The sequence below is a fragment of the Bacillus cereus group sp. MYBK222-1 genome, from assembly GCF_051916425.1.
GTDB classification, from domain to species: Bacteria; Bacillota; Bacilli; order Bacillales; family Bacillaceae_G; genus Bacillus_A; species Bacillus_A paranthracis.
Map to the genome: position 1 here is coordinate 96,941 of NZ_JBQAGP010000008.1, position 17,002 is coordinate 113,942.

The window sequence follows — 17,002 nt, forward strand, 5'->3', positions numbered from 1 at the left end:
AAAAACGGGGATTTTTATTACATAACTTGCTCAGGTAGTGCAACTTGAAGAGCAGTAATATAGTATTTTAATAGATATGTTGTTTGAAAGTAATTGAGAAAAATAGGAAGAGTTCAACTATATTCATATTATAATGTAGTTATCCGCCCATTTACTTTTACTAACTTTGGAGGTGTTCTATATGCACTATGCATTTTCACGTATAAGGCTACGTAGCTTTTTTGGATGGATGATCATAGGGCTGTTCCTTACGATGATCCCATTAGGTCTATCAAATGTTTCTGAGAATACAACGGAGGTTATTTCACAAATAACTTTGTTTTTTGTATTTCCGTTATTTTGGTTATACGTAAAAACCAATAAAAATAATGTTGTATTTAATAGTTTTTTTGATAAGTCAGGACGTTTACCGTGGGGATTAATTGTATTAGCAACGATAATGGGAATGATTTTTTCAGTCGGTATATCTCATATTCAATTTTACATATTAGCACATACGTTACCGAATTTCTTAGTTACTATGTTAGAAGACGGAAATGTTATTAATACGAGTAACATATATATGACGATATTTACTTTCGTTTCAGCATGTGTATTAGCACCAATTATGGAAGAGGTTATTTTTAGGGGCTTCTTTTTACAGCGAATGGCTTATAAATGGGGGATTAAAAAAGCTGTCATTATATCTTCCATTATTTTTGGCTTAGGACATTTTGATGTTATTGGTGCGTTCATGTTTGGTGTTGTTATGTGTCTTTTATACATAAAGACACAAAATATATGGACGAATATCGCTGTACACGCTCTAAATAATTTAATTGCAACAAGTATGCAATTTGTTGGCGGAGAAGAGAGTAGCGCAATTTCAATTCCTGAATTACAAGCGCAAAGTAATTTATGGATCGGTATCGGTCTTACAGTTGTTGGATTACTTTGGTTAATTCCTTACGTTTGGAAACAATGGCGTACGGTAAAAGAAGTGGGTGTGCCACCAGTGCGCTTCATAAATGAGGAAAAAGTAGTGAGTGCATCACAAGAAAATGAAGTGTATAGTCAAGTGATTGTAACAGATAGATTGATGGCTGTAGAGCTACCAGATGAGGCTGTAAATAAGCTCGGGTTAGAAGAAAATGATTATGTAACAGTATCTGTAGAAGACGATAAAATCGTTATAAAGAAAGCGCATGATAGATAAGTAAAAAGTAGCTCCTTGTGAGCTACTTTTTACTTTGTAATAATTTCCACACGAAAATTATTGCCGTTCTTTACATATTTAATATCTGTAACAGTGCGGACTGCTTTTAAAATCTCAACTTTTTCACCAATTCGAGGGATAGTCGGAACATTGTCCCAAATGCCAAGCAAGTCATCTAATTGTGCCGTTTTTTCATAAAACCAGATTTTCAATGTAAAACCCCTTTCTCGAACTATATGTATTTTAATACATAATATATTATTTTTATTCTTATTGTAAGGGGTTTTTATATATTTTATGAATAAAAATTAATTAATCTTCTGGAAAGATATGTTCAATATCAGGAGTAAGAGATATTTCTGATAATACGATATGAGAAACAGTCGTTGCATATGAAGAAACATCATTAATAAATTCTTCAAGTTCAACGAGTGAAGGAACAGAAATTTTTACAATGTAGCATAAGCTTCCTGTTACGCGGTAACAAAAACTTGCGGACGGATAAGACTGAATAAACTGTTGCATACGCGTTGTATCCCCGTTTTTTAAAGTGATTTCTAAAATACAGTCTAAAACAAGTCCTGCTTTTTTATAATCGATATCGATTGTGTATTTTTGGATAACGCCTTCACTTTCGAGCTTACGAACACGTTCTGCAGTAGACGGAGCAGATAAGTTTACTCGTTTCGCCAATTCACGCATGGAAAGGCGACTATCATTATATAATTCATTTAAAATTTTTCGATCAACACGATCTAGTTGCATGTGTAAATATACCTCCAGTAAAATGATAATTTTTGTAAAGGAAAAATATAAATTAAGATTCATATGAAATGTAAAGAGAACTTTATTTATTTTACAATAAAACTGAAGGGAATAGGAGGAAAAATAATGGAGAGAATTTCATTATCAAATGTAGGAGATACAAAGTTTCAAAGGTTATTAGGTCATAATCCGGAAATATTACATTCGTGGAGTACATTAGAAAATACATTATACAATAAAGGAACTCTTTCAGCAGAGTTAAAGGAGCAAGTGAGAAGAACATTAGCGTATGGGAATGAATGCCCGTACTGTATGGCGAAGGGAAGGCCTGATGATATGCAAAAGGTAGAAGAAATTGGTGTAGCAGTTACTTTTGCGCATACATTTATTCATGACAAAAAGGCGATAGATGATAATATGTTTCATGTATTGAAACAATACTGGACGGAAAAAGAAATTGTAGAGCTTTGTGCGTATATTTGTTTTATTACTGCGTCACAACAATTTGGTTTTCTATTTCAATTACAGCCGAAAGAAGGAGAAAATGATGAATAATCAAATAGCACTTATTATAATTGATGTACAAAAGGCGTTTCAATTACCATACTGGGGTGAGAGAAATAATCTTTTTGCTGAAGAAAATATGAGAATTTTGTTAGCAGAATGGAGAAAAAGGAAACGACCAGTTTTTCATATTCAACATGTAAATAAAGAAAATGATCAGTCGATGTTTTATGAGGGAGCGGAAACAGTCAACTTTAAAGAAGAGTTGCAACCACTACCAGGTGAAGTGGTTATTCAAAAATCTGTTAATAGCGCATTCATTGGGACAAATTTAGAAGAGCAATTAAGAGAGAACAAATGTAATGCAGTAGTGATTGTAGGATTAACGACAAATCATTGTGTGGAGACTACGACACGAATGGCAGGGAATTTAGTATTTAAAACATATTTAGTGAGTGATGCGACGGCTACTTTTAACCGTAATGGTCTAGATGGTAAAGAGTATAGTGCAGAAGATATTCATAATATGACACTTGTAAATTTACATGAAGAGTTTGCTACAATTATGACGACAAAAGAAGTATTGAAATTATTTTAAGAAAATAATTGCGAATTATGTAGAAAAAAATAAGAATATTTCGTATAATCTAAGTACAATCATTTTAAAAATAGGGGTGGCATCGTATGGAGCAAATTCCGGTAAAGAGAATAGAAGAAGTACTTGTTGTAGCAGGGGATGACAAACAAAAGCAAAAGGAATTTTATGAATTGCTCTTATCTACTGAGTTTTATGTTGCTGGCTCATTAGAAGCAGAGGAAGGTGCAACAGAAGGGATACTTCGTTTGCGTCATTTCCAAGGAGAGGGTAGATGGATCGTTCCGTTCTTTACACAAATGGAATTTGTAAAAGATGTGTTGCCAGAAGGAACACCCCTTATTACGATACGTGGGAAAGAATTATTTGGTAGCATTGAGAAAGATGCTACAGCAGTATTAAATGTCGGTACTGATATAAGTAAAACATTTATTCCAGAAGAAATTGCAGATATCGCATCTGGACGAATTTTTAACTATTATAAATAAAGTGAAGCTTTAATCAGTGGGGGTTTTCTTCATCCCCCACTGATTATTAGTTGAACCAATCGGGCTTTAATGGGCAGCCCGACCCCCACCTAACTTCTTTACTTTCGCTGAATTTTGATGTGGGGGTCTTACTGCCCATTAAAGCGGGATAAAAGGAAAAGCTGAATTGCTTTTCCTTTTTAATTTGAACACGGAGTGGCTATGCCAGAAGAAATAGAGAGTGTTTTATTATTTGTATTTATTGTCGCTGTAGCTCCAAGAGGGATTCCGATGTTTGGGCTTATATGTCCAATCGGTAAACCGAATAGGACAGGTATAGCATATGAAGTGAAATATTCATATAGTATTGTTTGCAATGATTGAGATGGTTTAGAAGGAGTGCAGTCATGACAACTTGTAAAAATAACACCACTACATTCATGAAACTTTCCAGATAAAAGTAGCTGATTTAACATACGATCAACGCGATACGGTTCTTCCCCAATGTCTTCAAGCAATAAAAGTTTATTGGCTGTATTTATCTCGTAGGAGGAGCCAATGATACTCGTTAACACCGCTAAATTGCCTCCAACTAACTGACCTGTAACTGTACGGGAAGAGCTAGGTACGATACATTCTGAAGCAGATAAGATGGTTGAATACGGATGAAATAGTTGGTTGAAAGAAGATAAAGAAAGAGAATCTACCCCTTTCCCTAATTCTTCAACCATTGGGCCATGAAAAGTAATAAGCTTTGCATAACGTGAAAAGGCAGTATGTAAAGCTGTAATATCGCTATATCCCCAAAAGATTTTTGGATTTTGCCGAATGATTTCATATTGAATGTGAGGGAGGAGACGAGCGCTACCGTAACCACCCCGTGCACAGAAAACGGCCTTTACCTCATGGTTTGAAAATGCTTCATGTATATCATCAAGCCGGACTTGATCCCTTCCAGCTAAATATCCATATTTCTCATAAACACTCTTCCCGATTACTACAGATAAACCCATTTCTTGTAATACCTTTACACCTTTTAATACATTTTCAATTGTTGGTGGCCCGGACGGTGCAATAATCATTACTGTATCACCTTGTTGTAATGCATTTGGATATATCATTGTTTTCAGCCTCCTTCACTTTCAATATATTCGCTTCATAGGAAGTTCAATCCTTGTAAAAGAAGGGAAAAGTTTGTCAAATAAAGAAGATATAAAGAGAATAGGAGGAGAAACAATGTTTACAAGTCGAGTCATAGATACATTACAAATTAAGTATCCCATCATTCAAGCCGGTATGGCGGGTGCGATTACGACGCCAGAACTCGTTGCAGCTGTGAGTAATAGCGGAGGATTAGGAACGCTTGGAGCAGGCTATATGAGCCCAGAACAAATTCGTGAAGCAATTTATACAATAAGGGAGCTAACAGATAAGCCCTTCGGTGTTAATTTACTTTTAACAAAAGAGATACAGATAGAAGAAGAGAAGATAAACTTGGCAAAGAGATTACTTAGCGGAGTGAATAGAGAATTCGGTATAGAGGAAGAAGAGCATGTAAAGTTTCCAAAAAGTTATAAAGAACAATTACAAGTGTTAGTAGAAGAAAAAGTACCAGTCGTTAGCTTTGCGTTTCAAACGTTAGAAAAAGAAGAGATAAATGATTTGAAAAGAAGTGGAATAAAAGTCATCGGCACAGCTACTCATGTGGCAGAGGCGAAAGTGCTTGCTGAATTAGGAGTAGACATTATTGTCGGTCAAGGTAGCGAGGCAGGAGGGCATAGAGGAACGTTTATCGGGAAAGAACAGGACGCTATGATTGGTACGTTTGCATTAATTCCGCAGCTAGTAGCAGCAGTTCCGCATATCCCGATTGTTGCAGCAGGTGGTGTAATGAACGGGCAAGGGCTTGTTGCTGCATTTACACTGGGAGCAGAAGCTGTTCAAATGGGATCAGCCTTTTTAACGAGTGAAGAGAGTATTACGCATGACGTGTATAAAAAAGCGGTTTTACGTAGTACAGATACGAGTACAACTGTGACTCGTGCGTTTTCCGGGAAATATGCACGAGGTATTCGTAATGAATTTATAGAGAAGCATGAAGGGAAAGAAGAAGACCTTCCGATGTATCCGGTGCAAAATGTATTAACCTCTAAAATACGCCAACAAGCAGCAAAGCAAAATAATGGAGAATATATGTCACTTTGGGCAGGACAAGCGTCATCATTAGCACGAATAGAATCAGCTCAGCATGTAGTGGAGAGAGTGATGAAAGAAGCAGATAATGTAATTGAACAATTGCAAAATGTATATAGAAAAAGACCACTTGAATAATTCAAGCGGTCTTTTCTTTAGTTTGCTTTATAAAATTGTTGGATGGCTTCATCAATATAAACCCAGCCTTTCCAACCTAAGTGCATATGATCTTTTAAGAAGTATTTATCATACTCATGATTTGAGAAGTCGGCAATTGGATAGCCAGCTTTCTCAATTTGCTCATGAACTTTCTTATAGTACAATTCTCGGCGTTCTTTCGGGAAGCCAGCGTAATCGTACCAAGGACCTTTTACAGGAACAGAAATGAAGAGTGGTTTTGCACCAGATTGTTTTAATAAATCAAGTGCAATTTGTAAATCTTCATATTCTGGCGATTGATCATAAGCATCATTTTTTAAGTAGCCTTCACGTTGCTTTAATTTTTTCTTGATTTTGCTGTTGAAGTAACCATCTTCAATACCGTAATTGTTAGATCCAGATTCTGCTGCACCTGTTTGATCTGCATGTTTACGAGCCTCTTCCCAGTTCATTTGTTTTAATGAAGGGTCAAGTTTTTCTTTATGCGGTTTAATATTAAACATAGCTGTAAATAAATCTTTACGATCTAAAATGTTACGATAAATATAAGCGAAAGGTTTAGCAGCAAGTGCTTTTACTTTATGCTTTGTATCATCGTAAACGATACCTTCAAGCGAAATTTTTAATAAAGTTTCTTTCTTAACGATCTCAAAGTTCAATAACCGCTTTGCAATTTGCTTTTTCATTTCAGGTTTTACATCATCGTTGAAAATGAAGTGGTAACCTTGTTGCTTTGAAAAGTTAGGTGCAAAGTGTGTTTCATCAATACCTTGTGGCACAAACCATTGCGGAGAAAGAACGAATACCATTTTCTTATCCTTCAATTGATCCATCGTAGATGCAAAGTTTAATACATGTACAAGGTCTTGTGTTCCGCCACGTCCAAGTAGGAATGGTGTGAATCCTTCAGGCTTTACTTTGAAATAATTTGATGGATGGTAAGCATCCATACGTGCGAATTCCGATGAACCATACATCGGAAGGTATTTCGAGTCTGCTAACATCTTTTGCTGTAAAATCATACTTTGAATCTTTTCTTCTTTTAAAGAAGTTGCAGCTTGTTCTACTTTTTCGTCACTTAAAAGCGGGAGTAGAAAGCGCGTCGGAATAAGTAGGAATACAGCAAAAAGGGCCAATGCTAAAAGCATCGGACCAAATTTTGCTTTGTTCATCGGATTTCTTCCAACTTCTTAATAACCATGTTTGGAGTAGCCCACTCGTCACGATCAAAATCAGAAATAGAAACTTCAATATCTAAACGCTCTTGGAATTCAACTAATAAAGATACTACAGCGAAAGAATCAAGAATACCTTCTTCAAATAATTGAACATCTAAGTTTTCTTTTACAATATCGTTTTCACATACTTCTTCTAAAATATCTAATACTTGCTCTTTAAATTCTGCCATTTTTAAAATCTCCTTTATATCCGAAATATATTATATGTGCAACTTCTTAATGGTATAAGAAGGGTGCATTAAAAGTATCTGTTAAGGTGTCCAGAGAAAATTAGGAAACCGAAACATACAACGTGGAACGTAATTACGATCGCAAGGACGTGTGTAAATTTGTTGTTTGGCCAAAACTTATGCTTTTTGTTTTTTCGTTCGAAAATATCGAATAGAATAAACAGTGCGGCATGATATAGACCATAAATAACATACTGCGCAACAGCGCTTCCTTGGATGTGCCAAATTCCCATAATGAAGAAGTTTAAAAATGCACCGATATACGAAATAGTGTAACGGTTCTTAATTAACTTTTTCTTCGTTGCAAAAAAGACGAAACGCATGTAGATAAAATCACGGAACCAGAATGATAAACTCATGTGCCAACGGTTCCAGAAGTCTTTTATATTACGACTAAGGAACGGTTTATTAAAGTTTTCAGGAGTTTTAATTCCCATCATATAACTGATACCAATTACGAACGCACTATAACCTGCAAAGTCAAAGAATAATTGCATGCTAGTAGCGTACATAAAAATCACGTTAGATAAAAGTGTATCTTGATTGGCGAATACGGCCTTTACAAGATATGTTGTTATTAAGTGCGCGATTATAAATTTGTACAGAAAACCTTGGAAAATACGGTTAAGTCCTGTATATAGTAACTTTTGATATTCTTCAGCGCTAGGCGGCTTTTGAATATCTTTTTGGAATCTACGGTAACGATCAATAGGTCCACTTGAAATCGCAGGGAAGAATAAAACAAACTCCCAGAAATTAAAGAAGGAAAGTTCTTTAATTAAATTATCACGAACTTCAAAGACCATTTGTACAGCTCTAAATGTTACGTAAGACATACCTGCGAAAACAATAAAATGCAATTCAGGTACAAATGGTGCGATTTTTGCCAAAATAAGTGGCAAAATCGATAAAATAACAGCTATACAAAACATGAATGTACTATTGTTTTGTTTTCTTAAAAGTAAATAGCCTTTAATAAGGGCATATTGCCAAATAATAAATGCAGCTAACATAATCGCTTGCTTCGGTTTATCCGAGAAGATAATAGCAATCATGACTAATGTTAAAACGGCATTATATTTACGCAACATTTTACCTTTTAGTCCAGCTATGATAGTAGGTATTAATAAAATGCCCACTATAGCGAAAAAATAAAATGATCCATATGCGGTCATGCTGTAACCTCACTCAATAATTTTTTGCGATCTACCTTTCCATTTGGTGTCATTGGAATAGAAGATTGATACATGAATTTACGTGGAATCATGTAGTTTGGTAATCGCTCATTGAGTTCTTTTTTGATTGCAGATGTTAATTTGAATTCTTTTTCAAATGAATGTTCTCCAGGAACAACAACCGCTAATAAATAATCGTATTTCTCACCTTTTTTAATTGGAACGATAACTGCTCCTTCTACGTAAGAACACGCACGAAGGTGATGCTCAATTTCTTCTAATTCCATTCGATAACCATGCAGCTTAATTTGGAAATCAAGACGACCATTATAGAATAGAAGACCATTTTCAACATAGCCAGCATCGCCTGTTTTATAGGCGCGCTCACCGTCAATCATAGTAAATGCTTTTTCTGTTAATTCAGGGCTTCCTAAATATCCAACGCTTACGCTTGGACCAACAATTACGATTTCACCTTTTTCACCATCAGGCGCAATCGTACCATCTTCTTTCATAATAAGAAGGCGGCAGTCTGATTTACAGTAGCCAACTGGAAGTGATTTGTATTGATCAAGCACTTCTTCTGTAACGTGAATACCTGTTACAGCGACAGTAGCTTCAGTTGGACCGTACGTATTCATAATTGTTGCTTTTGGGAAACGCTCAATTAATTTTCTAGCTACTTCATTTGGTAACACTTCACCGCAGAATAAGAATGTTTTCATGTTTGGTAGCATACTCTCAGAGAAAGATGCTTCCATTAAACACATTTCTGCGAAAGATGGTGTGGAAGTCCATACTTGTATATCCGATTGCTCTAAAGAAGCAAACAAGTCTTTTGGACGTGCAATCATATCTTTATCAATTGCCCAAAGTGTACCACCTGTTACTAATGATGGGTAAATATCCATGACAGATAAATCAAATGAGAAAGGTGCTTGGTTTAAGAATACTTGCCCCGTTTGTAAGTTGAAATCTTCTACAGCCCATTTTGTAAAACTTACAAGGCAGTTATAAGTAATCTGAACCCCTTTCGGATTACCTGTGCTTCCTGATGTGTAAATAATGTAGAAGTTTTCATCACCTTTTACCGCATGTTCAGGATTTGGAGTTTTCCCTTTATGAGTAAAGAAAATATCTTTTAAGTTGTCCTCACTTACAATGCGAACTGGTAAATCAGTTACAGTTACTTCAGTTCCTGATAAAAGTAGTTTCGCACCAGAATTTTCAGCGATACGTTGTACACGATCAGCTGGGATAGATAAATCTACAGGAATATAAGCATGTCCAGCTTTTACACATCCTAAAAAGTTAATAATCATTTCAGGTTGCATATGGCCATACACCATAATTGGTGAACGATCATCTGGATACTCAGAAGAAATCCAATGTGCTAACGCATCAGAATCTTCCTTTAATTGTTTGTACGTAATTTTCGCATCTCGCCAAACAAAAGCAGTTTGATCAGGCGTTTCAATAGCCCACTTTTCAATTTGTTCTAATAACTTCATAACGTTCCCACCCTAGAATTCATTGTAAATAAATGTACTTGTGTTTGTATCATGGAATCCATACAACCAAAGTAATGCAAATAAAATTGCAAGGTAATAAACCGTCTTTGCAACCCATTGTGTGAGTGGTCGAGACCATATCTCTTTTAATCTTTCCATGTCTTTCCCTCTCTTAATGAAATAATAGCTCTTTGTAGGTATCATGTCCTACATTATTGTGAAAAAAACAAAATTCCACATTTTAGGTAAAAATAAGTCAAAAGGCTCTTTTCTGATATTAGCACTAAATACTAAAAAAGAAAATCCCTAACTTAGCAATTATATTACATTCAGCATCAATTTGTAATGGATTTGATATGTAAATAGGAAGTGGATTGTGTGAATACATAAAAGTGGACTAGAAGAATACGTAAAATATAGTATTTGTGCTTATGAGTCATTCGAGACAAAGTAAACTTTTACATTTCTAGCCCTTTTAAAAAGGAGGAAATTATCATGGATAGAGTGTGGAAGAATCTAATTTCGGAAGAAAATATCGTGAAATGGAGAAGATATTTCCATAAGTATCCAGAATTATCGTTTCATGAAAAAGAAACTTCACAATTTATATATGATACATTATGCACATTTTCTTCTTTTGAAGTAACGAGACCGACGAAGTATAGTGTACTAGCAATTAAAAGAGGAACGGAACAAGGGAAAGTAGTTGCGATTCGAGCTGATATAGATGCTCTGCCAATTCAAGAGGAGACGAGTAAATCTTATACGTCTGTGAATAAAGGTGTAATGCATGCATGTGGACATGATGCTCACGCAGCTATTTTGTTGGGGACAGCAGAAGTACTGTCAAATATAAAGGAAGATTTTGCAGGGGAGATTCGTCTATTTTTTCAGCACGCAGAAGAGGTATATCCCGGCGGGGGACAAGAAATGGTTGAGGCAGGTGTAATGGACGGTGTTGATTATGTAATAGGTTTACATGTTATGTCAGGACTTGAGAGCGGAAAGATAGGCATTGCGTATGGGCCGATGATGGCGGCACCAGACGTATTTACAGTTGAAATTCAAGGGAAAGGGGGACATGCGGCGAGGCCGGAGGAAACGATAGATCCTATTGCTATCGGAGCGCAGATTATTACAAATCTACAACATATTGTATCAAGAAATACAAGTGCTTTCATGCAAAGAGTCGTTTCAGTTACGCAGTTTCATGGGGGAATGGCTGATAATATTATTCCTAGTGCAGCAACTTTAATGGGCACTGTTCGTTCATTTAATCAAGCATTAAGGTTGGAAGCAGAAGAGAAAATTGAGAAAATCGTGAAAGGAATTACAGAAGCACATGGAGGGTCGTATACATATTCGTATCGATATGGATATGATCCGGTTATTAATGATGAATATATTACGAAAGTAGTAGAAGAAAGTGCACTACATTTGTTTGGAAATGAGCGTGTTGTGAAGCTTGAACCTTCTATGGGAGGAGAAGATTTTTCGGCATATTTAAGAAAAGCACCTGGTTGTTTTATTAAATTAGGGACTGGTAATAAAAAGATAGATACTTGCTACCCGCATCATCATCCAAAATTTGATGTAGATGAATCAGCTCTCATTTATGGAGTGGAATTATTTTTAGAAACAACAATGAGATTATTGAAATCATAGAAAAGTATAAAGTGCAACTTTAATCAGTGGGGGTTTTACTGCCCATTAAAGTGGGATAAAAAAAGGCAACTGCGCTCTATCGCAGTTGCTTTTATTTCTTTCCGTCAGAGAGGGCTGAGAAAGAACTATGCTCATTTATAGTATATGAATAGCTAACGGACAAGCTTGTACATTTTAATCATTTTTTAAAAAAAGTTGTTGACAGTGATAATCAATATCAATTAATCTAAAAATAGTTGAAATTGATAATTATTATCAATAGGATGGATGCGACATGTTAATGAGAAAAAAATTTCACCTTCTACGGAGGGGATTAAAAGATAAAAATAAAGAAGTTGATCAGCATATGGAATGGCAACGAAATGTAATTCGTTCGGAATATGTAGATGAGAAGAAGAGCATTCAAACAGAAAAAGAGATACAAAGTAAGGGGAGAGGTTCAGTTGAGTAAGTTAGTAATGATTTTTGCAAGTATGAGTGGAAATACAGAGGAAATGGCTGATCATATTGCCGGCGTGATTCGTGAAACTGAAAATGAAATTGAAGTGATTGATATTATGGATTCACCAGAAGCTTCTATATTAGAACAGTATGATGGAATTATTTTAGGTGCATACACTTGGGGAGATGGTGACCTTCCGGATGATTTCTTAGATTTTTATGACGCAATGGATTCTATTGATTTAACTGGGAAAAAAGCGGCAGTATTCGGATCATGTGATTCGGCTTATCCAAAATATGGCGTGGCAGTTGACATTTTAATAGAAAAGCTAAAAGAACGCGGGGCAGAAGTTGTGTTAGAAGGATTAAAAGTAGAATTAACGCCAGAAGATGAAGATGTAGAAAAATGTTTACAGTTTGGAGCTGAATTTGTAAAACACCTTTCTTAATGGCAGAAGGGAGATGAAGAGCAAGTGCATGAGAAAATCGCAATTAAAACGATGACAGATTATCATTTGTATGATTTTATGCGTTGTCCACATAAATTTTATTTTCGTCATATCAAAAGAAGAGAACCTTCTTCGTTTGAATGGCAACAAATCGCACAAATGATTGTGAATCGAATTATTAACGAATATTACACATTACCGGCAGGCCAACAAACGAAAATTGTACTTTTAATATTAATAGAAAAGTATTGGAAAAAAGTAAGGGTGAATATGTTTGCTTCGAAGATGGAGTATTACATTGTGTTAGCGAAGCTAACGGATCACTTATTACAGTTTGTTGAAAGAGATGATAGTCAGACACCACCGTTATTTTTATATGAAAAATTTCAAACATATATGGAAGAGTTAGGTGTCCACATGTCATTGACATTAGAAGTTGGTGAGTGGAGTACTGAGTCGTTTGTAATTAAAAAGTATGTTGTCGATGCGGATGAGGAAATGCTTGCTCTTTGTCAAAAGCTAATGACAGTATTTAGTTATAAAGCTTTTGGCATTCTTCCAGGGAAAATTGAAGTTATTAATTTAATAGAAGGAACTAAGTATGACTACACTCCGAAACAGGAAGATATTATAACTGGAATGGCTCATTTATCTAGAATGAAAGAAATGTTACAGCAACCAGAGCATTATACAGAGCGTCATTTTCGTTCTGAGTGTATAAGTTGTGCATTTCGTAGTGAATGCCAAGGGGAAGAAGTAAAGAAAGAAGCGAAACAGAAGAAAAATATCGTACATTAAAGGATGCAAATTTGCATCCTTTTTTGTTGTTGACATGAAAAGCTTTTCATCATGTACCGTATATTTGTAGCAGATTTTAATAAAGGGAGGAATAATCAATGAAAGATGAAACGAAAGTATTTCAATGGTTAAAAGAACAGAATGCCCCTTTTGGAATTCAACTGCAAATTTTACAGGCATTTCAACTGTATAAAGTCATTGTTGAAATGGATAAAAAGTTAATGTTATATGAGGAGAGAGAATATAGGGAGAGAATGTAATCTCATCCCTGTAGTATTGCTTTCAGTTGTTCTATACCAGCTAAAAATTCAAGTTCATTCTTTGTTTCAAAGTTATAAATTATATTATGTAGTAAAGGACTGTATTGATAAAAACTCGTGATGCGGTGAATGAGTAATGGATCATGGTGTGAAGTAAGTGTACAGTATTGTTCATATACTGATGTAGTAAATTCATGTCCGAAATCATCATATAGCCCAGCAAAGTCAAAGGCAGGATCTCCAATTTGAGCATCACCAAAATCAATGATTCCTGAAATGGTTTTATTTTGTTTATCAAATAAAATGTGATGATGTGTAAAATCAGCGTGAATGATTGTATTTTGAAATTTGGATGTAGCTAGACAGGCAAAGAAATTCTCGAATAAACGGTTTAAGGTTGATTTCTGGAACGAAGTTAGACTGTTAGTAACATACTCATTTAATTTAGTTTGTAGCTCTTTCCAGTAGGTAAGTGTTTTTTCGGTAGGGAACCCTAACGCTGTAACACTTTTTAGAGGAATGCTATGTAGAGCCGCAAGGAAAGTAGCTAATTGTGTAATAATTATTTTTCGTTCTTTTTCATCTAAGTTCGCAACTATTTCTGTTTTTAACGGTTCACCATGAATGAGAGTATAGTAGCTACAAAGAGGAACCTCATCAGATTCATTTGTATAAATTAGGTGATATTGTGGAACTTCGATTTCTTGTAGTGATTGAGTGAGAATTGTGCACAGTTCTTTTTCTAACGGAATTCGCATTGCATATTCCTGTTTTCGCGGGAAACGAAACAGTAGCTCATCATTTACTATAATCGCTACATTATCCCATCCTTCTTCATTTTGTTTATAGGAATGTATAGAAAGATTAGGCAAAGCTTCTTTTATATATTGTTTGTAAGAGTCCATAATTGTTCCTCGTTTCTAAGTTATTCCACTTTATGATATCAGAATTTTCTTTCTATATGTTAAAATATAATTATCATTATGAAGAGGGGCGGGAGTGTTATAAAGAAAAGACTATTAATCACTTCTCCCTGTATCGCTTTTGGATTGTTTTGGTCATATAAAGAAGAGGTTTTTGCGGGCTATAAACCGATTGATCAGTACGGATTAAATAAGGAATTAAAAAACAAAGGTATAGAAACTTTAACTCATAATGAAATGAAAAAGGTAGGAGAACATTTTGTGACCGAGCAACTATCAGTTTTTGAGTTTACTAATAAAGAAGATGTGAAACGAAAAGGTGAAGAACTATTTTTAAATAGAGGTTATGAACAATTAATGAAAAATTATTATCCAAATCGTTTTCAGGATTTAGAGTATAAATTTATAAACGAGGAGATACGTGAAGTGACGGATGGAAGTTTTCTCTATCAAACTGTAGCGTACGTGGCGGGTACTGAAAATGGTAAGAGAAGCGAAATGAAATTGAATTATGAAATGAAAATTGTAAAGGTTAATCATACATTTAAGGTATTAGAACAAAAACAGTACGTACAATAAAGAGAAATATGAACCAGTACCATAAATAGCGGTATAAAAAATCCCCCAGTTCTTTGAGGGATTTTAAAGATTTTCATTTTGTTGACCAAGTTCTTTTTGAGCAATATATAAATTTCCTTGCTCGACTTGTTTCTGAGTAAGAACCGAATCACCTGCATACCCTTTTTCTGTTTTCACAATTCTTTTTGAACGATTGGAATTTTGTTTCTTCATATAATAAATCACCTTCCATCAAAAATAAACGAAAATGATAAGCACAAGCAATACAGCGGCAAAAATGGTAATCCCCATTAAAAACGAAGTGTTTTTATATTTAGGTTGTTTATGTACATCTTGCCGATATCCAGGTGAAATTTCAGGGGCGAATTCTTCGTCGAATGATTGCTTTTTTTCTTTTTCGTCCATATGTATCCACCTTTCTTTTTCATTATGTTATACGTTACAAGAAAAAATATGCATAAAGAAAACAACCGCTATATTATGAGCGGCTGTTTTGCGTTGTATATTTTCTCTGAACTTGAAAGAGACGGATAAGGAGGAAGGTTGCTCCAAATGCTAGACCGATAATAAGACCGATCCAATATCCTTTTGCTGCCCAATCAGTATAGGTTGCTAATATGTAACCGAGAGGGAGACCAATTACCCAATAGGCGATTAATGTCATAATTAAGGCGACATTTACATCTTTATAACCACGTAGTGCCCCTTGTACAGGAGTTGCAATTGCATCTGAGATTTGAAATAAAATCGCAAATATAAGAAATTCTTTTGCTAAATGATGAACTTGTATATCTGTCGTATAAATAGAAGCAATTTCATCATCAAAGAAGTAAAGAAGAATGGAATATAATAGGGCGAATGCAAGTGCTAAGCCAATCCCGATAAATCCATATTGTTTTGCGTTATTATATCGTTTCGCTCCAACTTCAAATCCAACAGAGATGGTCATGGCCATTGCTAAACTTAAAGGAGTCATATATAGCAAGGAAGCGAAGTTCATAGCTGCTTGATGAGCTGCGATTGTTGTCGTACTAAAATTACTCATCATAAGTGTTACTGCAGCGAAAATACTCGTTTCAAAAAAGATAGCAAATCCGATAGGGACGCCAAGTTTTAAGAACTCTTTCCAACTAGAAAGAGAAGGGCGATATAACTGTTTAAAAATATGGAAAGATGCAAAAGGCTCTTTCGTACGAATAATCATAACGGTAATAATTAAAATGCACCAATAGGTTGCTGTAGAAGCAATTGCTGCTCCGACACCACCGAGTTTTGGAAAACCGAAATGCCCAAAAATTAATACATAATTTAATATTACGTTAATAGGTAATGATAGTAACGTAATAATCATCGTTGTGCGAGTTTTTCCTAATGCATCAATAAATCCACGTAAAACAGTGTAAGTAAATAAAGGAATAATTCCAATTGCAATAATACTTAAAAATTGTGCTGCAATACGTTCTACCGGTTCTTCTAATCGCATGCCATTTAAAATGGGTGTAACAGCGAAAAATCCAATAAGCATAACGACGAAGCTAGCGCAAATTGCTAAATAGACTGCTTGTATGACGACTTGGGGAACATCTTCTTTTTTCTTGGATCCAACGAGTTGCGCAACAATTGGAGTTGTAGCCATCAAAATACCTGTTAATCCCGTACTAACTGGAATCCATATACTCGTTCCGATAGCAACCCCTGCTAAATCAATAGGGCTTGCATGTCCTGACATTGTTGTATCAAAAAAGCTCATTGCAAATAATGACATTTGCGTAACAAAAATCGGGAAAAATAGTAATACAAATTGCTTTAATTTTTGTGAGAATGTACTAGTTTCTTTCATAAAATCCCCTTTCTA

At 35.1% G+C, this 17,002-nt stretch carries 23 protein-coding genes; 11 read left to right on the forward strand and 12 right to left on the reverse strand.

The features are described from left to right. Window positions 1–181: 181 nt before the first annotated feature. Entirely contained in the window at window positions 182–1,195 is a 1,014-nt protein-coding gene (locus ACTFR9_RS24100) for a CPBP family intramembrane glutamic endopeptidase (protein ID WP_000558793.1), read from the forward strand. 29 nt (window positions 1,196–1,224) lie between these two features. Here ACTFR9_RS24100 and ACTFR9_RS24105 read toward each other — a convergent pair whose 3' ends face one another. Further along, window positions 1,225–1,407 (reverse strand): DUF3913 family protein, encoded by a 183-nt coding sequence (locus tag ACTFR9_RS24105; RefSeq protein ID WP_000707103.1) that lies wholly within the window; start codon window positions 1,405–1,407, stop codon window positions 1,225–1,227. Between the two features lie 100 nt (window positions 1,408–1,507). Then, window positions 1,508–1,960 (reverse strand): Lrp/AsnC family transcriptional regulator, encoded by a 453-nt coding sequence (locus tag ACTFR9_RS24110; RefSeq protein WP_001175495.1) that lies wholly within the window; start codon window positions 1,958–1,960, stop codon window positions 1,508–1,510. Window positions 1,961–2,023: 63 nt separating this feature from the next. Here ACTFR9_RS24110 and ACTFR9_RS24115 point away from each other — a divergent pair, with 63 nt between their 5' ends. The 3 genes from ACTFR9_RS24115 (at window position 2,024) to ACTFR9_RS24125 (ending at window position 3,547) form a co-directional block, all read left to right on the forward strand. Next, on the forward strand, window positions 2,024–2,515 hold the full coding sequence (locus tag ACTFR9_RS24115) for a carboxymuconolactone decarboxylase family protein (RefSeq protein ID WP_001997023.1): 492 nt from the start codon (window positions 2,024–2,026) through the stop codon (window positions 2,513–2,515). After that, complete coding sequence (locus tag ACTFR9_RS24120) at window positions 2,508–3,062, forward strand: cysteine hydrolase family protein (RefSeq protein WP_440049031.1); 555 nt, start codon at window positions 2,508–2,510, stop codon at window positions 3,060–3,062. Before ACTFR9_RS24115 ends, ACTFR9_RS24120 begins: the two co-directional genes overlap by 8 nt. 86 nt (window positions 3,063–3,148) lie before the next feature. Beyond that, window positions 3,149–3,547: an SseB family protein gene (locus ACTFR9_RS24125; protein WP_000435208.1), complete on the forward strand. Its 399-nt coding sequence runs from the start codon at window positions 3,149–3,151 to the stop codon at window positions 3,545–3,547. Window positions 3,548–3,726: 179 nt separating this feature from the next. Here the strand turns inward: ACTFR9_RS24125 and ACTFR9_RS24130 are convergent, their stop codons facing one another. Beyond that, window positions 3,727–4,647 (reverse strand): S66 peptidase family protein, encoded by a 921-nt coding sequence (locus tag ACTFR9_RS24130; RefSeq protein WP_000640088.1) that lies wholly within the window; start codon window positions 4,645–4,647, stop codon window positions 3,727–3,729. Window positions 4,648–4,762: 115 nt separating this feature from the next. Here ACTFR9_RS24130 and ACTFR9_RS24135 point away from each other — a divergent pair, with 115 nt between their 5' ends. Then, window positions 4,763–5,857, forward strand: a complete 1,095-nt coding sequence (locus ACTFR9_RS24135) for an NAD(P)H-dependent flavin oxidoreductase (protein ID WP_000495256.1) — start codon at window positions 4,763–4,765, stop codon at window positions 5,855–5,857. A 17-nt stretch (window positions 5,858–5,874) separates the two neighbouring features. On the opposite strand, the gene dltD is transcribed toward ACTFR9_RS24135, so the two are convergent. The 5 genes from dltD to ACTFR9_RS24160 form a co-directional block, all read right to left on the reverse strand. Then, entirely contained in the window at window positions 5,875–7,050 is a 1,176-nt protein-coding gene (gene dltD / locus ACTFR9_RS24140; protein WP_073536432.1) for a D-alanyl-lipoteichoic acid biosynthesis protein DltD, read from the reverse strand. After that, the gene (gene dltC, locus ACTFR9_RS24145) at window positions 7,047–7,286 is read right to left on the reverse strand and encodes a D-alanine--poly(phosphoribitol) ligase subunit DltC (protein WP_000807310.1); all 240 of its coding nucleotides are present in this window, start codon (window positions 7,284–7,286) and stop codon (window positions 7,047–7,049) included. The genes dltD and dltC overlap by 4 nt, the downstream gene beginning before the upstream one ends. Window positions 7,287–7,354: 68 nt before the next feature. Next, window positions 7,355–8,521, reverse strand: coding sequence for a D-alanyl-lipoteichoic acid biosynthesis protein DltB (dltB, locus tag ACTFR9_RS24150; RefSeq protein ID WP_000127926.1), 1,167 nt, complete (start codon window positions 8,519–8,521; stop codon window positions 7,355–7,357). Beyond that, on the reverse strand, window positions 8,518–10,032 hold the full coding sequence (gene dltA, locus ACTFR9_RS24155) for a D-alanine--poly(phosphoribitol) ligase subunit DltA (RefSeq protein ID WP_000770523.1): 1,515 nt from the start codon (window positions 10,030–10,032) through the stop codon (window positions 8,518–8,520). The genes dltB and dltA overlap by 4 nt, the downstream gene beginning before the upstream one ends. Before the next feature lie 12 nt (window positions 10,033–10,044). Further along, entirely contained in the window at window positions 10,045–10,191 is a 147-nt protein-coding gene (locus ACTFR9_RS24160; RefSeq protein ID WP_000440293.1) for a teichoic acid D-Ala incorporation-associated protein DltX, read from the reverse strand. A 336-nt stretch (window positions 10,192–10,527) separates the two neighbouring features. Here ACTFR9_RS24160 and amaA point away from each other — a divergent pair, with 336 nt between their 5' ends. The 5 genes from amaA (at window position 10,528) to ACTFR9_RS24185 (ending at window position 13,645) form a co-directional block, all read left to right on the forward strand. After that, window positions 10,528–11,697 carry an N-acyl-aliphatic-L-amino acid amidohydrolase gene (amaA, locus tag ACTFR9_RS24165; protein ID WP_000376382.1) on the forward strand — a complete coding sequence of 390 codons (1,170 nt, stop codon included), beginning with the start codon at window positions 10,528–10,530 and terminating at the stop codon, window positions 11,695–11,697. A gap of 274 nt (window positions 11,698–11,971) precedes the next feature. After that, the gene (locus tag ACTFR9_RS24170) at window positions 11,972–12,148 is read left to right on the forward strand and encodes a hypothetical protein (protein ID WP_000929012.1); all 177 of its coding nucleotides are present in this window, start codon (window positions 11,972–11,974) and stop codon (window positions 12,146–12,148) included. After that, window positions 12,141–12,587, forward strand: a complete 447-nt coding sequence (locus ACTFR9_RS24175) for a flavodoxin (protein WP_000041150.1) — start codon at window positions 12,141–12,143, stop codon at window positions 12,585–12,587. The genes ACTFR9_RS24170 and ACTFR9_RS24175 overlap by 8 nt, the downstream gene beginning before the upstream one ends. A gap of 24 nt (window positions 12,588–12,611) precedes the next feature. Next, on the forward strand, window positions 12,612–13,385 hold the full coding sequence (locus ACTFR9_RS24180; RefSeq protein ID WP_000544556.1) for a hypothetical protein: 774 nt from the start codon (window positions 12,612–12,614) through the stop codon (window positions 13,383–13,385). A 98-nt stretch (window positions 13,386–13,483) separates the two neighbouring features. Next, complete coding sequence (locus tag ACTFR9_RS24185) at window positions 13,484–13,645, forward strand: hypothetical protein (RefSeq protein ID WP_000651089.1); 162 nt, start codon at window positions 13,484–13,486, stop codon at window positions 13,643–13,645. Window positions 13,646–13,647: 2 nt separating this feature from the next. Here the strand turns inward: ACTFR9_RS24185 and ACTFR9_RS24190 are convergent, their stop codons facing one another. After that, a complete protein-coding gene (locus tag ACTFR9_RS24190; RefSeq protein WP_000378997.1) occupies window positions 13,648–14,550 on the reverse strand; it encodes an aminoglycoside phosphotransferase family protein in 903 nt (300 codons plus the stop codon). A 78-nt stretch (window positions 14,551–14,628) separates the two neighbouring features. Between ACTFR9_RS24190 and ACTFR9_RS24195 the strand changes: the two genes are divergently transcribed. Continuing rightward, complete coding sequence (locus tag ACTFR9_RS24195) at window positions 14,629–15,147, forward strand: hypothetical protein (protein WP_000820144.1); 519 nt, start codon at window positions 14,629–14,631, stop codon at window positions 15,145–15,147. Between the two features lie 63 nt (window positions 15,148–15,210). Here ACTFR9_RS24195 and ACTFR9_RS24200 read toward each other — a convergent pair whose 3' ends face one another. The 3 genes from ACTFR9_RS24200 to ACTFR9_RS24210 form a co-directional block, all read right to left on the reverse strand. After that, window positions 15,211–15,360: a hypothetical protein gene (locus ACTFR9_RS24200; protein WP_000744620.1), complete on the reverse strand. Its 150-nt coding sequence runs from the start codon at window positions 15,358–15,360 to the stop codon at window positions 15,211–15,213. An 18-nt stretch (window positions 15,361–15,378) separates the two neighbouring features. Next, complete coding sequence (locus ACTFR9_RS24205) at window positions 15,379–15,552, reverse strand: hypothetical protein (protein ID WP_000343560.1); 174 nt, start codon at window positions 15,550–15,552, stop codon at window positions 15,379–15,381. Between the two features lie 73 nt (window positions 15,553–15,625). Then, window positions 15,626–16,987, reverse strand: a complete 1,362-nt coding sequence (locus ACTFR9_RS24210) for an MATE family efflux transporter (protein WP_000665527.1) — start codon at window positions 16,985–16,987, stop codon at window positions 15,626–15,628. Window positions 16,988–17,002: the final 15 nt, after the last annotated feature.

Excerpts from the sequence above, each read along its gene's own strand:
- ACTFR9_RS24210 (WP_000665527.1), bottom strand. The coding sequence starts at position 16,987 with ATGAAAGAAACTAGTACATTCTCACAAAAATTAAAGCAATTTGTATTA.
- ACTFR9_RS24195 (WP_000820144.1), top strand. The coding sequence starts at position 14,629 with ATGAAGAGGGGCGGGAGTGTTATAAAGAAAAGACTATTAATCACTTCT.
- dltC (WP_000807310.1), bottom strand. The coding sequence starts at position 7,286 with ATGGCAGAATTTAAAGAGCAAGTATTAGATATTTTAGAAGAAGTATGT.
- ACTFR9_RS24190 (WP_000378997.1), bottom strand. The coding sequence starts at position 14,550 with ATGGACTCTTACAAACAATATATAAAAGAAGCTTTGCCTAATCTTTCT.
- ACTFR9_RS24110 (WP_001175495.1), bottom strand. The coding sequence starts at position 1,960 with ATGCAACTAGATCGTGTTGATCGAAAAATTTTAAATGAATTATATAAT.
- ACTFR9_RS24200 (WP_000744620.1), bottom strand. The coding sequence starts at position 15,360 with ATGAAGAAACAAAATTCCAATCGTTCAAAAAGAATTGTGAAAACAGAA.
- ACTFR9_RS24125 (WP_000435208.1), top strand. The coding sequence starts at position 3,149 with ATGGAGCAAATTCCGGTAAAGAGAATAGAAGAAGTACTTGTTGTAGCA.
- ACTFR9_RS24185 (WP_000651089.1), top strand. The coding sequence starts at position 13,484 with ATGAAAGATGAAACGAAAGTATTTCAATGGTTAAAAGAACAGAATGCC.
- ACTFR9_RS24160 (WP_000440293.1), bottom strand. The coding sequence starts at position 10,191 with ATGGAAAGATTAAAAGAGATATGGTCTCGACCACTCACACAATGGGTT.
- dltA (WP_000770523.1), bottom strand. The coding sequence starts at position 10,032 with ATGAAGTTATTAGAACAAATTGAAAAGTGGGCTATTGAAACGCCTGAT.
- ACTFR9_RS24115 (WP_001997023.1), top strand. The coding sequence starts at position 2,024 with ATGAAATGTAAAGAGAACTTTATTTATTTTACAATAAAACTGAAGGGA.
- dltB (WP_000127926.1), bottom strand. The coding sequence starts at position 8,521 with ATGACCGCATATGGATCATTTTATTTTTTCGCTATAGTGGGCATTTTA.
- ACTFR9_RS24170 (WP_000929012.1), top strand. The coding sequence starts at position 11,972 with ATGTTAATGAGAAAAAAATTTCACCTTCTACGGAGGGGATTAAAAGAT.
- dltD (WP_073536432.1), bottom strand. The coding sequence starts at position 7,050 with ATGAACAAAGCAAAATTTGGTCCGATGCTTTTAGCATTGGCCCTTTTT.
- ACTFR9_RS24120 (WP_440049031.1), top strand. The coding sequence starts at position 2,508 with ATGAATAATCAAATAGCACTTATTATAATTGATGTACAAAAGGCGTTT.
- amaA (WP_000376382.1), top strand. The coding sequence starts at position 10,528 with ATGGATAGAGTGTGGAAGAATCTAATTTCGGAAGAAAATATCGTGAAA.
- ACTFR9_RS24130 (WP_000640088.1), bottom strand. The coding sequence starts at position 4,647 with ATGATATATCCAAATGCATTACAACAAGGTGATACAGTAATGATTATT.
- ACTFR9_RS24205 (WP_000343560.1), bottom strand. The coding sequence starts at position 15,552 with ATGGACGAAAAAGAAAAAAAGCAATCATTCGACGAAGAATTCGCCCCT.
- ACTFR9_RS24100 (WP_000558793.1), top strand. The coding sequence starts at position 182 with ATGCACTATGCATTTTCACGTATAAGGCTACGTAGCTTTTTTGGATGG.
- ACTFR9_RS24135 (WP_000495256.1), top strand. The coding sequence starts at position 4,763 with ATGTTTACAAGTCGAGTCATAGATACATTACAAATTAAGTATCCCATC.